At 62.6% G+C, this 13,143-nt stretch carries 17 protein-coding genes and 1 pseudogene; 9 read left to right on the top strand and 9 right to left on the bottom strand.

The window, feature by feature from the left end; all coding sequences use genetic code 11:
• Nucleotides 1–315 precede the first annotated feature (315 nt).
• Complete coding sequence (locus EOC94_RS01960) at nucleotides 316–1,458, top strand: helix-turn-helix transcriptional regulator (protein WP_127288420.1); 1,143 nt, start codon at nucleotides 316–318, stop codon at nucleotides 1,456–1,458.
• Between the two features lie 127 nt (nucleotides 1,459–1,585).
• Entirely contained in the window at nucleotides 1,586–2,203 is a 618-nt protein-coding gene (locus EOC94_RS01955) for a LysE family transporter (RefSeq protein ID WP_127288419.1), read from the top strand.
• Between the two features lie 194 nt (nucleotides 2,204–2,397).
• Here the strand turns inward: EOC94_RS01955 and EOC94_RS01950 are convergent, their stop codons facing one another.
• Entirely contained in the window at nucleotides 2,398–2,538 is a 141-nt protein-coding gene (locus tag EOC94_RS01950; RefSeq protein WP_065011316.1) for a DUF1127 domain-containing protein, read from the bottom strand.
• Between the two features lie 131 nt (nucleotides 2,539–2,669).
• Nucleotides 2,670–3,683 (bottom strand): NAD(P)H-quinone oxidoreductase, encoded by a 1,014-nt coding sequence (locus EOC94_RS01945; protein ID WP_127205758.1) that lies wholly within the window; start codon nucleotides 3,681–3,683, stop codon nucleotides 2,670–2,672.
• A 191-nt stretch (nucleotides 3,684–3,874) separates the two neighbouring features.
• Here EOC94_RS01945 and EOC94_RS01940 point away from each other — a divergent pair, with 191 nt between their 5' ends.
• The 3 genes from EOC94_RS01940 to EOC94_RS01930 all read left to right on the top strand — a co-directional run bounded on the left by EOC94_RS01940 (nucleotide 3,875) and on the right by EOC94_RS01930 (nucleotide 5,707).
• Nucleotides 3,875–4,069: a DUF1192 domain-containing protein gene (locus EOC94_RS01940; protein WP_126104587.1), complete on the top strand. Its 195-nt coding sequence runs from the start codon at nucleotides 3,875–3,877 to the stop codon at nucleotides 4,067–4,069.
• An 83-nt stretch (nucleotides 4,070–4,152) separates the two neighbouring features.
• Nucleotides 4,153–5,400 (top strand): MFS transporter, encoded by a 1,248-nt coding sequence (locus EOC94_RS01935; protein WP_127288418.1) that lies wholly within the window; start codon nucleotides 4,153–4,155, stop codon nucleotides 5,398–5,400.
• A 31-nt stretch (nucleotides 5,401–5,431) separates the two neighbouring features.
• Nucleotides 5,432–5,707, top strand: coding sequence for a metalloregulator ArsR/SmtB family transcription factor (locus tag EOC94_RS01930; RefSeq protein ID WP_095487281.1), 276 nt, complete (start codon nucleotides 5,432–5,434; stop codon nucleotides 5,705–5,707).
• A gap of 94 nt (nucleotides 5,708–5,801) precedes the next feature.
• Here the strand turns inward: EOC94_RS01930 and EOC94_RS01925 are convergent, their stop codons facing one another.
• On the bottom strand, nucleotides 5,802–6,458 hold the full coding sequence (locus tag EOC94_RS01925; RefSeq protein ID WP_127288417.1) for a glutathione S-transferase family protein: 657 nt from the start codon (nucleotides 6,456–6,458) through the stop codon (nucleotides 5,802–5,804).
• Between the two features lie 64 nt (nucleotides 6,459–6,522).
• Nucleotides 6,523–7,374 carry an alpha/beta hydrolase gene (locus EOC94_RS01920; protein WP_127288416.1) on the bottom strand — a complete coding sequence of 284 codons (852 nt, stop codon included), beginning with the start codon at nucleotides 7,372–7,374 and terminating at the stop codon, nucleotides 6,523–6,525.
• Between the two features lie 100 nt (nucleotides 7,375–7,474).
• Here EOC94_RS01920 and EOC94_RS01915 point away from each other — a divergent pair, with 100 nt between their 5' ends.
• The 3 genes and pseudogenes from EOC94_RS01915 to EOC94_RS34475 all read left to right on the top strand — a co-directional run.
• Nucleotides 7,475–8,002 (top strand): helix-turn-helix domain-containing protein, encoded by a 528-nt coding sequence (locus EOC94_RS01915; protein ID WP_127288415.1) that lies wholly within the window; start codon nucleotides 7,475–7,477, stop codon nucleotides 8,000–8,002.
• Nucleotides 8,003–8,082: 80 nt separating this feature from the next.
• Entirely contained in the window at nucleotides 8,083–8,316 is a 234-nt protein-coding gene (locus EOC94_RS01910; protein WP_029348749.1) for a hypothetical protein, read from the top strand.
• A gap of 21 nt (nucleotides 8,317–8,337) precedes the next feature.
• Nucleotides 8,338–8,427 (top strand): annotated as a pseudogene (locus EOC94_RS34475) (heme-binding protein); the annotation flags it as partial.
• A gap of 14 nt (nucleotides 8,428–8,441) precedes the next feature.
• Here the strand turns inward: EOC94_RS34475 and EOC94_RS01900 are convergent.
• The 3 genes from EOC94_RS01900 to EOC94_RS01890 form a co-directional block, all read right to left on the bottom strand.
• Nucleotides 8,442–8,843, bottom strand: a complete 402-nt coding sequence (locus EOC94_RS01900) for a hypothetical protein (protein ID WP_127288414.1) — start codon at nucleotides 8,841–8,843, stop codon at nucleotides 8,442–8,444.
• 243 nt (nucleotides 8,844–9,086) lie between these two features.
• Nucleotides 9,087–9,269 carry a 50S ribosomal protein L32 gene (gene rpmF / locus EOC94_RS01895; protein WP_006203806.1) on the bottom strand — a complete coding sequence of 61 codons (183 nt, stop codon included), beginning with the start codon at nucleotides 9,267–9,269 and terminating at the stop codon, nucleotides 9,087–9,089.
• A 137-nt stretch (nucleotides 9,270–9,406) separates the two neighbouring features.
• On the bottom strand, nucleotides 9,407–10,177 hold the full coding sequence (locus EOC94_RS01890) for a transglycosylase domain-containing protein (RefSeq protein ID WP_127288413.1): 771 nt from the start codon (nucleotides 10,175–10,177) through the stop codon (nucleotides 9,407–9,409).
• 78 nt (nucleotides 10,178–10,255) lie between these two features.
• Here EOC94_RS01890 and EOC94_RS01885 point away from each other — a divergent pair, with 78 nt between their 5' ends.
• Entirely contained in the window at nucleotides 10,256–11,173 is a 918-nt protein-coding gene (locus EOC94_RS01885) for a polyprenyl synthetase family protein (RefSeq protein ID WP_127288412.1), read from the top strand.
• A gap of 7 nt (nucleotides 11,174–11,180) precedes the next feature.
• On the opposite strand, the gene EOC94_RS01880 is transcribed toward EOC94_RS01885, so the two are convergent.
• Nucleotides 11,181–12,110: a LysR family transcriptional regulator gene (locus tag EOC94_RS01880; RefSeq protein ID WP_095487295.1), complete on the bottom strand. Its 930-nt coding sequence runs from the start codon at nucleotides 12,108–12,110 to the stop codon at nucleotides 11,181–11,183.
• 275 nt (nucleotides 12,111–12,385) lie between these two features.
• Nucleotides 12,386–13,123: a class I SAM-dependent methyltransferase gene (locus EOC94_RS01875; RefSeq protein WP_095487297.1), complete on the bottom strand. Its 738-nt coding sequence runs from the start codon at nucleotides 13,121–13,123 to the stop codon at nucleotides 12,386–12,388.
• Nucleotides 13,124–13,143 lie beyond the last annotated feature (20 nt).

Raw genomic sequence — 13,143 nt, 5'->3', positions numbered from 1 at the left:
TGGGAAATTCGCGGTCTGTATAACCGCTCTCTCGCCATTTCGCAACGTTTTTGGCGCGTGGCGGCGAGGACGGCGGGAGATATCGAACCTGTCAAGGCAGCCCTTCAGCTTCGGCGCCGTGCATCGGCGTTTCGGCTCCGCAGGTTATGGCTTGGCCGAGCGCCAGAAGAGTAGTCCTGCTCAGGTTCAGCCCGCCATCGGCGAGGTGGGATTGAGGGCAGCATCGCCTGATTCAGCGGCGATGCAACTTGCGCGAGAGCTTCCGTGTGCTAGGCTTCATCAGCCAAATGTGCGCAGCAACGGAAGGCCATCATCATGGCTGACGTGACCATCCATTCAGTTTCCACCGTTGTTGGTCAGATCTACGAGGCCGCCTATGATCAGGAGCGCTGGCCTGATGTGGTCGTGGGGCTGCGCGATCTGTTCAAGGCATCGCGAAGCTGTATCGCGCGGCTCGATCAGCAGGCGTTCAGCGCGGTCGGGACTGTCGATGACCCGGGGCTGTGTTCTCCCGAGGCGGCAGCGGCACACATGCGTGACCCCATCAGCACGGTCGCGGCAGCGCTGCCGGTGGGCAAAATCTATGATCGCACGCGGATAGCTGGAGACGTGGCGGCGTTCCGTCGCCGCGAACTCTGGCAAGACTGGATGAGGCCGCGCGACATGCATCACGGGCTCGCCTCCAATCTTCTGGCTTCCAACGGCTCCTATTGGTTTTTCGATATCCATCGCGGCTCGAAGCAGGGCGCATTCGGTGCCGACGACATCGATCTGCTGCAGAAGATCGTGCCGCATATGCTGCGCGCTGGGGAGATCGGCCGGCAGTTGGAGAACACGTCGGCGCTGGCATCGGCCTTCTCGCATCTGCCCTTCGGCGTGTTTCTGGTGGACGGCTTTCAGCGTGTCGCCCAAATGAACGAGGCCGCCGAGGCAATGCTGGCACGACCCGACAGCCCTCTGGCACTGAATGGCGGCACGATCGTCGCCTCCAATCTCAGGGATGCGCAGCAGCTTCAGCGGCTGGTCGCGAATGCCTGCTCGCTACATGGCGGCGCCATGCTCGGGACCGGAGGAACGCTGCTGGTGCCATCGGACCGCGAGCGATTTGACCTGACACGGTTGGTGCTGTCGGTTGCCCCATTCGTCGACGCCCGCGCCTATGGCCTGGCGTCGGAGCGTTGCGCGGTGATCATGGTCACGGAGGTCGCCCGGCGCATTCCCGACGGTTTCGAGACCCATATCCGCTACCTGTTCGATCTGACGGCGGCTGAGGCGAAGCTTGCAACAGCCTTGGCATCGGGGCGGTCGCTGAAGGAAACCGCGGCGAATTCGAACATAACCGTGAAGACCTGCCGCACTTATCTGGAACGGATCTTCTCCAAAACCCGCACCCATCAGCAGAGCGAGTTGGTTGCATTGCTCAAGAACACGGAGCCGCTCAGCGGGCGCGGCCCGTAACCCACCAACAAAACGTCCTCATGTCGGCATTTGCCGACTGTTAGAGGGGAAGTGTTTCATCCACATTTCGCTTCGGTAGCGGCGACCTGCCCTTGGGAGAGCAGACGCCGCCGATGTGGGCTGATCGATGTTGGAAACCGGGCACGCTGTCGCGGCGGGGTTGTTTCCGTTCGCCATTTCCTATGCGCTATTGGCAATGCTGCCGGGCGCCAACTTCGCTGTCGTCGCGCAGGCCGGGCTAACCGCTTCGCGCGCCACGGCGCTTTCGGCTGCCGCCGGTATTGCCCTTGGCGCGAGTTCGCTGGCGGCGATCGTCGCAACGGGAGCCAGCGCGCTGCCGCCGGGAGGCATCGCACATCAGATGGCCGCCAGCCTTTACGGCGCAATGCTGGTCTTCATCGGCTGGAATTCGATGCGGCGGGCGCTGTCGATCAAGGCTGGCGCCAACGAGCCGAAGCCGGTTCCAATCGTTCGATACTTCCGGCTGGGATTTATCACGGCAGCGGCAAATCCTGCCACCGCGCTGTTTTTCGCATCCTCGACGCTGAATTTAAATGCTCGCGGGGCAACTCACCTGTCCGTGGTCGCATTGGTGTTTGCCATTGCGATCGCCTGGTTTGGTCTTCTCGGCCTTTCCATCTCCCAACCGGCCACACGGCGATTTTACAGACGTTTCCGAAAGCATGCGGACATCGTGCTGGGAGGGGCCCTGGTGGCGCTCGGCTTTGCCGCACTTGGTTATTGAGAAAGATGCACGCAGCCGCCGCTACTCCCTGGACCTCAAAACGACAAAACCCGCCGGACAGGGTCCAGCGGGCTCGGAACCGGCGACGGAAAAACCCGTCTGTTGCGGCTCTGGCTTCTAAAGCATGATCTCGGACCGAAACGCCGCTGCACAAAAAGGCGGCTTGATGCTTTCGGGCGAGATCACGCTCGAGATCAAAGCGCCTTGCGGGCGATCCTCTCGATGTCACCACGGTTGATGCCAAGGTCGTTGAGCTGACGGGCGTTCAAGCGGTTCAGTTCGCGCACGGTTTCATTGTACATGCGCCAGTTACGGAAAGCACGGATCGGGTTCATGGTAGTCCTCCATCGTTTCGATGCCGCTCAAATAGGCATCGTTGATGAAAAGTTGAACAGACGCTTTTGCATGGCCGCAATGCGTTTGTTGCATTGCACAATTAAGCTTTTGTTCAGCTTGTTACCGCCCGTCAGCCGACGTCGAGCACGATCTTGCCGATATGCTCGCCCTCCTCCATCCGCTCATGCGCCCGCCACGCTTCCTTGAGCGGGAGGATCATGTCCATCACCGGTGCCACCTTGCGGGTGCCGAGCAGCGGCCAGACCTGCGCCTCCAGCGCTGCGGCGATTGCCGCCTTGAACTCGACGGTGCGCGGCCGCAGCGTCGAGCCGGTGTGGGTGAGCCGCTTGACCATGAGCTTCGAGAAATCGGCGGTGGCTGTCGCCCCGCCCTGCGTGGCGATCTGGACGATGCGGCCTTCCACCGCCGCGGCCTCGTAGTTTCGCGCCACGTAGTCGCCGCCGACCATGTCAAGGATAACGTTGGCGCCGCGGCCGTCGGTCGCGTCCTTAACCGCTGCGACGAAATCCTCGTCGCGATAGTTGATCGCCCGGTCGGCGCCGAGCTTCAGACAGGCGTCGCACTTTTCCTGGTTGCCGGCAGTGGTGATGACATAGGCGCCGAAGGCCGAGGCGAGCTGGATCGCCGTGGTGCCGATCCCCGACGAGCCGCCATGCACGAGCAGTGTCTCGCCGCTCTTAAGGCCGCCGCGCTCGAAGACATTATGCCAGACAGTGAAGTAGTTTTCCGGCACTGCCGCCGCTTCGGTGTGGGTGAAGCCTGCGGGCAGCGGCAGCACGCTGCCGGCATGGACCTTGACATATTCGGCATAGGCGCCGCCGGGCGTCAGCGCGCAGACCCGATCGCCGACGCGCCAGCGCGATATCTCATCGCCAAGGGCTGCAACTTCGCCCGACGCTTCGAGACCCGGCAGGTCCGACGCACCGGGCGGCGGTGGGTAGACGCCCTTGCGTTGCTGCACATCCGGCCGGTTGATGCCGGCGGCGCGCACCCGGATCAGGATTTCGCCGGGACCCGGCACCGGCACGTCGCGCGTTTCGGGTTTCAGCACCCGTGGTCCGCCGGGTTCCGAGATCGCAATGGCGATCATCGTCGCTGGAATTCTGTTCTGTCCATTCGCCATGAATTTTCCCGTCTCGCTTCGCCAGTTTCTGGCCAGCGGCCAGTTTCTTGCCGACTATTTGCATCCATGCCCCTGCCCTATGTATGCTGATTGCCAAATCAGGCAAATGGCCACTGCAGCGCCGGGCGTCCGATTGGACGCGCTATGGATGCTGTAGCAGTCTAATTTTTGCGCATCAGGGAGGAGCGACGATGGCGATCTTCGACGACGAACCCAAAAAGAAAGCGCGCCCGCACGAGATCGGTCAGGATCTGTCGCTGCTTTCGGTCGACGAACTGTCCGAGCGGATCGGCATCCTGCGCGACGAGATCGCCCGGTTGGAAGCCGAGCTCAAGTCCAAGGGCACCACCAAATCAGCGGCCGAGGCGCTGTTCCGCCGCGGATAGTCTCCAGAGCCGAAGCGCCCGCCGCCGAAAAGCCCGAATGCGACTGTCTTCAGATCCTCCCTAATTCCAGCCGGATCAGCTAAATGTTTGCAAGCTACCGACCGATCCTCTCGCTGCTTCGCGGCACCGCTTTCCTGCTGGCGGCGACCGGATTGCACGGGCTGCTATTGCCGCTGCGCGGCCAGTTGGAGGGTTTCTCGACCGCATCGCTCGGCCTGATGGGCACGGCCTGGGCCGGCGGCTTCGTCACCGGCTGCTTCTTTGCGCCGCGCATCGTGCGTCGCGCCGGTCACGTACGCGCTTTCGGCGCCTTTGCGGCATCGGGAGCCATCGTCGCACTGCTCACCGGCCTGATCATCGACGAATATTTTTGGATCCTGCTGCGCGCCTTCACCGGTTTCACCATGGCCGGCGCCTTCATGGTCATCGAAAGCTGGCTGAACGAGAAGTCTACCAACGAGAACCGCGGCGCCGTCTTTGGCCTCTACATGATGGTCACCTATGCCTCGATCATGGGCGGCCAGATGATCGTTGCCGGCGGCGACGTGAAGTCGGCCTCGCTGTTCATGATCACCGGCATTCTGTTCTGCCTGTCGCTCATCCCGACCGCGGTGTCGACGGCGTCACACCCCAAGCCGTTGCAGGACGTCTCGCTCGACGTCAAGGGGCTCTATCTCAATTCGCCGGTATCGGCGATCGCCTGCGTCTTGATCGGCATCGCCAACGGCGCCTGGGGCACGCTTGGCGCCGTCTATGGCGCCCGCATCGGCATCTCCACGGCCGAGATCGCGCTGATGATGAGCCTGGTGGTCGTCGCCGGCGCCGCCATGCAACTTCCGGCCGGGCGTCTCTCCGACAAGACCGACCGCCGCTTTGTGCTGGCGGGCCTGGCCTTCGGCGCGGCGCTGTTCGCCGTCGCCGTCTTCCTGTTCGAGCCGCGCTCCGGCGTCTTCGTCATCGTCTGCACCGCGGCCTACGGCGCCTTTGCCTACACGCTGTATTCGATCGCCGTGGCCCATGCCAACGACCACGCCCGGGCCGAGGATTTCGTCAAAGTGTCGGGCGGCCTGCTGCTGCTCTATGGTTTCGGCACGATGATCGGGCCGCTGCTGGCCGCCGGCCTGATGGGCTGGATGCGGCCGGAAGCCTTGTTCCTTGCAACGGCCTTCGCGCATCTTTGCCTGGCAGGCTATACGCTGCTGCGCATCAGCCGGCGCGCGCCGGTGCCGATCGAGGACCGCGACGCCTTCAAGACACAACCGGCCGAGCGCTCGATCACGCCGGAAGCACTGCGGCTCGATCCGCGCAGAAAGCCTGAAACCAACGGTTGAGATTTGGAAAACTTTGCCTCACAAATAAGGCATGATGTTTTCCGACGCCTTCATGGCGATTGCCGACCCCAACCGGCGCTATCTCTTGGAAGAGCTCCGGCGCGGCCCGAAGACCGTCAACGAATTGGCCGCCGGGTTGCCGGTCTCGCGCCCGGCTGTTTCGCAGCATCTGAAAGTGCTGCTCGATGCCGGACTGGTCAATGCCAAGCCGGAAGGGACAAGACGCGTCTACACGGTCAGCAGTGCCGGCTTCCTGAAGCTCAACATCTGGCTCGACCAGTTCTGGGACGCAGAGCAGCTGGGTTGACCCGGAGATGCGCCGTCACGTCTTGGCCAGTGAAGCGCTAAGCGCGTCGTTGGGCGGGACGTACGTCGTTGGGCGGGATCGTGCAGCATCGGGCCTAACCGTTGTTATAGGGGAAGAGCTTAAAATAGGGCTGCGCTTCCTCGATCACGCGGGCGACAGACGGCCGCCGCAGCAGCCGGTCGTGGTAGCGCCTCACCGCGGGATATCTGTCGCCGAACGGCTCGACCTTGTTGGCATAGAACAATGCCGGGGCGGCGGCGCAGTCGGCCAGGGTGAAGCGTTCGCCCATGCCCCATGTCCGCGACTGCATGTCCTGCTCGATGATGGCGTAGGCGCTGCGCAGCTGGGCGCGCGCCTCCTCGACGCCGAACGGATCGGTCATGCCTTCCGGCCGCAGGCGGTCGCCGACGATCTTCTGCATCGGGTGCTGCACGTAGAAGTCATAAAATCGGTCGGCGAGGCGGGTCTGGCGGGCGAGATCGATATCGGCAGGGATCAGCTCGACCGGTCCGGGATAATGCGCGTTGAGATATTCGATGACGATCGTCGATTCCGGCACAGTCTGGTCCAGCGCTTCATCGCGCAGCACCGGCATCTTGCCGGCCGGCGACAATTTCAGGAACGCCGCGCGCGACTGTTCATTGCCGAGATCGACGACGACCGACGTGAACGGCGTGCCGTTCTCATAGAGCGCGATCAGCGGCTTCCAGCAGAAGGACGCCAGGGGATGAAGATGCATCGTCAGGGACATTGTTTTGTTCGTTCCTTTGGTGGTTCGCCTCGCGGACGGGCGGTATCGAGGTTCGGCCCGTCACTCACCTGGTTTGGCTATGGGCGACGATGGCATCGACGATCACGGTCCAATCGTCGGGATGCAATTCGTGGCCACCGCCTTCGATGCGGACAAGCCTCGCGCCGGCAACTGCTTCGGCGAGAGCGGCGCCATGCTCGATCGGAAAGATCGGATCGTCGGTGCCGTGGATGACGAGGAGCGGAACCTTCAATCCGTGCAGGCGGCCCTTCCCGTCCTCGCCGCCCCGGTCTTCGCCGCTCTTGAGCATGAAATGATTGGTCGCGCTCAAGAAGCCGCCGGATCGGTCGTAATCCTGCTCGACGAACGCCCTCGTCCGCTTCTCGTCGAAGGGATGCGCGGTGCCGGCGATCGCGTGCGCGTCCTTGACGATGAAGTCGACCGCCTGGTCGCGCTCCGACCAATCGACATCAGCGCCTTCGGCCGAATGTTTCATATAGGCCTCGGTCATCCCCGGCAGCTGCGACGTGTCGGTTCCCACAGGAGAGGTGCTGATCGCCGTAAGTGAGATGACCCGCGATGGATGCTTCAGCGCCACAAGCTGCGCGATCATGCCGCCCATCGACATGCCGACCACATGCGCTTTCGCGATGCCATAACCGTCGAGCACGCGGATAGCGTCGTCCGCCATGTCGTCGAATGTGTAAGGCGGTTCGCCCGGCGCATATTTGGTCGAACGGCCGGTATCGCGATTGTCATAGCGGATCACCAACAGACCCTTACCGGCCAATTTCCGGCAAAACGCCTCCGGCCACCAGAGCATCGAAGCCATGGCGCCCATGATCAGCAGTATCGGTGGATGCGCGGGATCGCCAAACGTCTGGGATGCGATTTCGGGTTCCGCGGCCTTCATCATGATCGCCGTCTCCTTTTTGCAAAACCGATTGCATTTTGCAATCAGTTGCACAATAATAAAACCGATATGATAATGCAACCGGTTTCTATCGGAGAATCGCATGAGCATCGATCGCCGGTCTGGGTGCCCGATCAACCTGTCGCTTGAAGTGTTTGGCGACCGGTGGAGCCTGATCATCCTTCGCGACATGATTTTCGGCGGCAAACGCCATTTTCGCGAGCTGCTCAACGGGTCGCTGGAAGGCATCGCTTCCAACATCCTCGCCGATCGGCTGAAGCGGCTGATGGAGCTCGGCATGCTGACCAGGGCCGACGATCCCACCCACAAGCAGAAGGCGATCTACTCCCTGACCGAAATGGCGATAACGCTGGTGCCGATCCTGGCGCATCTCGGCGCCTGGGGTCGCGTCTGGCTGCCGGTCAGCGAAGAACTCTCGATCCGCGCCGAGCTTCTGGAAAAGGGCGGCCCGCCTATGTGGGAGAAGTTCATGGACGAGCTGCGCCACGAACATCTGGGCACACCTTCCGACACGCCGCCGGACGCCACCGTGCGTGCGACCTTGCAGGCTGGATACGAGGCGGTTGTCGCCCGAAAGGCGCCGGGCACCGGGTGCGATCCCCGCGCCTGACCAACTTATTTTTCCCCATCGCAGGCCGGCTCTGCTATTAAAGGCATTGAAAACTATAATTTACGGGATTGGAAAAGCCCTTGGTTGAGAACTCTAAGGATACTGCCCGCGCGCGGGCCGATTTGCGTTTCAAAAAGCAGGAAGAGGCAGCCACGGTTCGTCAGAAGGCGATGGCGGAATATGTCGCCGAGAGCGACGCCCGCCAGATTAAGACCAACAAACTGCGGGCGCTGCGCCTCGCCAAGGAAGCCGAAGACCTCGCCAATGCGCCGGCTGCTCCGGTGAAGAAGCCGGCGCGCGCCAAGAAAAAATAGAGTTGGTTCGCGACCAGCGCCGTCGTCGGCGTTGTCGGCATTTCCGACAATGATGAAGCGGCGGCCATCGCCGGTATCGAGGCGGCTGGCTTCACCGCCGCCTCCGGCTAAGGCCGGCCTCAAGTCTAGTTCATGTTTATGTCACGGGTGGCCGCTCGCATCGACACCGAGAAGCCGGCGAGAACGTCGACCAGCGCGATGACCATCAGCGTGAAGAAAACCGAGTGCGCCGCGCCCTTCACCAGCAGGAACTCGACCAGGAACGCCACGAAGACGAAGGTCGACAGCAGGTGGTCCATGATCGAGGCGCTCGTCGTGCGCGTCGATTTTACGATTTCGACGAAGAAGAGGATTAGCCCGATCAGCACGATCAGATCGCCGAGTGTCAGCGAGAACACCCCGCCCGACATCATGCGGATCGAGAACAGGTCGCTTGCCCAGGGGTCGTCGCCACCGCCGAATATTCCCAGAAGCCCGAGATTATAAAGGACGAAGGGCACGATCAGCAGCGGGATAGCACCGAACATCAGGCGGCTCCGGTTGGACTGCCTTCTGTAGAATGCGCCCGGCGTTCGCCGTCAAGAATTTTCGTACGTGACCGCGAACACGGACAAAGACCGTGCGAAACAACAATGTCAGCCGGCCCGGCTGCCATCCTATATGGTTGCTGGATGGCTGAAATTGGTTCGGTGAGCGATCCTCAGCGCCAAAATGCAAAAGACCGGCGCGATGGCCGGTCCTTCGGTAGTCACAAACCGTCGAAAGCTGTCTCAGCTTTCCTTCGGCTCCAGAACCTGGCGACCGCGATACATGCCGGTCTTCAGGTCGATATGGTGCGGGCGGCGCATCTCGCCGGAATTCTTGTCCTCGACATAGGTCGGGGCCTTCAATGCGTCGGCCGAACGGCGCATGCCGCGCTTCGACGGAGAGGTTTTTCGTTTCGGTACGGCCATGGATATGCTCCACTACATGGTCAAAACGCCCCGGCTGCCCTCGTGAAAGGGCCGCGTCAGGGCCGGAATCTGAGAAAGTCGGGTGCCTATACACGCCCTGCGCCGTTTTGGCCAGCGCCGTCGCGAATTTTTTTAAGCTATCGCAGGCAGCCGATATAGGCGCCGGACCGGCCTGCGCGCCGCTCGATCAGCGCAGCCAGCCGCCTCAGCCCCGGTCCGGGCTTCGCCGGGTTGCGCGCGATCGGGTTCGGCAAGGTGACGGCAAGCAGTGCCGCCTGGCGACGCGACAATCGTTTTGCCGAAACCCCGAAATGGTGCTGGGCGGCGGCCTCGATGCCATAGATGCCCGGCCCCCATTCGGCGATATTGAGATAGATTTCCATGATGCGCCGTTTCGACATCACCATGTCAAAATAGACAGACAGCGGCAGCTCGACGACTTTCCGGACCGAGCCCAGCGGCCGCGACCACAGATAGAGGTTCTTCACGGTCTGCATGGTGATGGTCGAGGCGCCGCGCGTCATCTCGCCGGCCAGCGCGTCGTCCACGACGCCTCTCAACTCGCCAAGGTCGATGCCGCGGTGAAAGCAGAACTGCCCGTCCTCCGACATGATGACCGAATTCGCCAGCGCCGGCGCCACATCGTCGATCGAGACCCAGCGCCGGTCATAGCCGGAAAACGTCGCCAGATCCTTCAGCATCAGGGTCGACACCGGATGCACGAACGGCGGCAGATACAGAAACGTCAACACCACCGGCATCAGCGCCAGCACGACGGCGACGGTGATGCCGCGCCGGACCCAGAGCCGGGGCCAGCGTTTGAGACCGATGCGGTTGCCGCGTTTCGGCCTCACCATGTCCAACCCTTCGGTTTCGTGATCGACGATCGGTTCCGCCAAGCCGCCCAATCCATGCTGCTCCCTGCCCCGGCATAATGGCGCTTGGCTTCTTGCGCAACGTCTGAGTGTCGGCTACCGGTCCCGGCGATGACGAAAGACGATCAAATTCCGTTCGAGGCAGCGCTTCTCGCGCGCGCAGGTCCGATCGAGGCGCTGCTCAGGCGTCTGCTCGACGACCGCCCGCTTTCGGGCGAGATCGCGCGGCCGCAACGTCTGATGACGGCGATGCGCCATGGCGTGCTGAACGGCGGCAAGCGCCTGCGCCCCTTCCTGGTCATGGAAAGCGCCGCGCTGTTTTCCGCCGACAGCGAGGCGGCGCTGCGCGTGGCGGCGGCGCTCGAATGCGTGCATTGCTATTCGCTGATCCATGACGATCTGCCGGCCATGGACGATGACGATTTGCGCCGTGGCCAGCCGACCGTGCACAAGGCCTTCGATGAGGCGACCGCCATCCTCGCCGGCGACGCCTTGCTGGCGCTCGCCTTCGACATCATTGCCGACGAAGCGACGATGCTACCGGCCGAGCGAAGGGCGGCGCTGGTGCTGGCGCTGGCCCGCGCCGCCGGAGCCGGCGGCATGGTCGGCGGCCAGATGCTCGACCTTGAGGCCCAGCGCATCGGGCCGGACGAAGCCGGCATCATCCGGCTTCAGGCGATGAAGACCGGCGCGCTGATCCGCTTCGCCTGCGAGGCGGGCGCAATCATTGCCGGCGCGCCACCGGTCGACCGCGAAAGGCTGGCCGAGTTCGGCTCGGCGATCGGGCTTGCCTTTCAACTTGCCGACGATTTGCTCGACCTGACGGCGGACGCGCACCAGATGGGCAAGGCGACCGGCAAGGATGCAGCAGCCGGCAAGGCGACGCTGGTGGCGCTGCACGGCGCGAACTGGGCGCAGGACCAGCTTCAAGGCCTCGTCGACCAGGCCCACGCGCTGCTCGATCCCTATGGCGAAGCCGCCGCGCTTCTGAAGCAAGCGGCGACATTCGTGGCGACCCGCAACAGCTGACGCTGCTCTAAACTGTATGCCCGACGTCTTGTGGCGCGCTGCGTAGCCAAGGAGGGTTGGTGAACTGTTCGGCCAGGAAATCCACGAACACGCGGACACGCGGCGACAGTATCCGGCCAGGCGGATAAACAGCGCAGATTGGCGGTCCGTCGTGATGATTGTATCCGGTAAGCAGTGCGGTCAGCCTGCCTATCCTGATATCCGGTCCGACCAATATCTCCGACATGCGGATGATGCCGACACCGGCGAGCGCCAGCCGGCGCAGGGCTTCCGTGCTGTTGGCCTCTATCGGGCTGCGGATACGCATGCTTTGCGGACCGTCCGGGCCATCGAATTCCCAGATGTTAAGGCCGCCGCGTGATGTGATGCCGAGGCAAGTATGATGTTGAAGGTCGCCTGGCGTCATCGGTATGCCGTGTTTTTCGAGATACTGAGCTGACGCGCAAATGACACGGTGATTGGGCGCCAGCCGCCGCATCACCAGCCTGGAATCGCTCTGGGCGGCAACGCGCACGGCGACGTCCGTTTCCTCAGCCAACAGGTCGACAATCGCATCTGTGAACATCAGCTCGAGCTCAATGGCCGGGTAGCGATCGATGAAAGCCGGTAGCATCGGCACGATTAGACGATGGCCGAAGGCGCTCGGAAGACTGACGCGCAGCCGGCCGCGCGGTTCTGCGCCGGGTTGAATCGCGATTTCAGCCTCTTTGATGTCGTTCAGGATCCGGCGAGCGCTATCGGCATAGCTGCTGCCTTCCGCTGTCAAGCTGATGCGCCGCGTCGAGCGTTGCAACAAGCGCACGCCAAGGCGGGACTCAAGGCGACCGATGATTTTGCTGACGGCCGATGGGGTCATTCGCAGCCGGCGTGCCGCTGCCGAGAAGTCGCCTTCCTCGACAACTGACAGGAACACACCCATCGTTTCCTGTCGGTCCATGATATCTATTCCAATTCGTCACAGATGAACGGAAATTATCACCAATTATCAGTATTTGCGATACATAATATGATTCCCTCCTCAGCATCGAAATGCTGGTGAGGAGAGTGCGATGCGTTCAGAACAGCCAAACCTGCGCGATGGTCACGAGCTGCATCGGTGGGCACGTCGTCAGCGCAGCGCCGCAATCGGGCGGTGGTGTCTCCGGATTATCCGCGTGCTCAACCGGTCACCGCAAAAGATGGGAAAACGCCCAGAGCGAAGCAACGTCCGGGCTAGCGCAACCGGCCAATCGGGATGATTTCCGGCGAGGCCGGGCCATACGGCTCGCCCTGCCAGTTGCCGAGCCATTCTTCGACGACCAGCCCGCTCTGGTCCATCATCCCCGCAAGGCTTTCCTTTGTCGGGAAGGCTATTTTCGATTCGGCGCTGAGCACCCGCCCGCTGTCGGGGATTTCATAATGGGTCGAGTAGGTGACGACACCGGTAGCGGGATCGCGCCGGAAATCGTTCCACGCTCTTACGGTGCTCAATCCGGGATGACTCAGGTCCCGTTCGGACCTTTCCGGCGTCCACTCGAGCCATTCCTCGGTGGCTGGATTTCGCGTGTCGAAGATGAAGCGCCCATCGGGAGCCAGATGAGCAGCGATCGTGGCAAGCACCGCCTCTCGATCTTTCGGCGTCAGAAACACCTGGAAGGCGTGCCCGGTCAAAAGAACCAGATCGAAGCGTCGTCCGAGCCGGACGGTTCGCGCATCGGCCTCGACCCAGTCGACCCTCTGCCCGCCGGCTCGGCGGCGCGCGATGTCGAGCATCGCCGGCGCCGGATCGACACCGGTCACATTACGCCGATCGGCGAGCGCGGCGGCCAATTGCCCGGTGCCGCAGCCGAGGTCGAGAACCGATCCGGCACCCTTGGCAAAGCCGACGCAATAGTCGAAGTCGACGCCGCCTTCGTTCTCGATATCGTAGAACTGGGCGAGGTCGGGATCGCTGTAGAGACGGTCGGTCATGGAAGGCCTGGAGTTGGAGC

This window comes from Mesorhizobium sp. M6A.T.Ce.TU.016.01.1.1 (genome assembly GCF_003997065.1).
GTDB lineage: Bacteria > Pseudomonadota > Alphaproteobacteria > Rhizobiales > Rhizobiaceae > Mesorhizobium > Mesorhizobium mediterraneum.
This window is presented reverse-complemented; position numbering and strand designations above follow the sequence as displayed.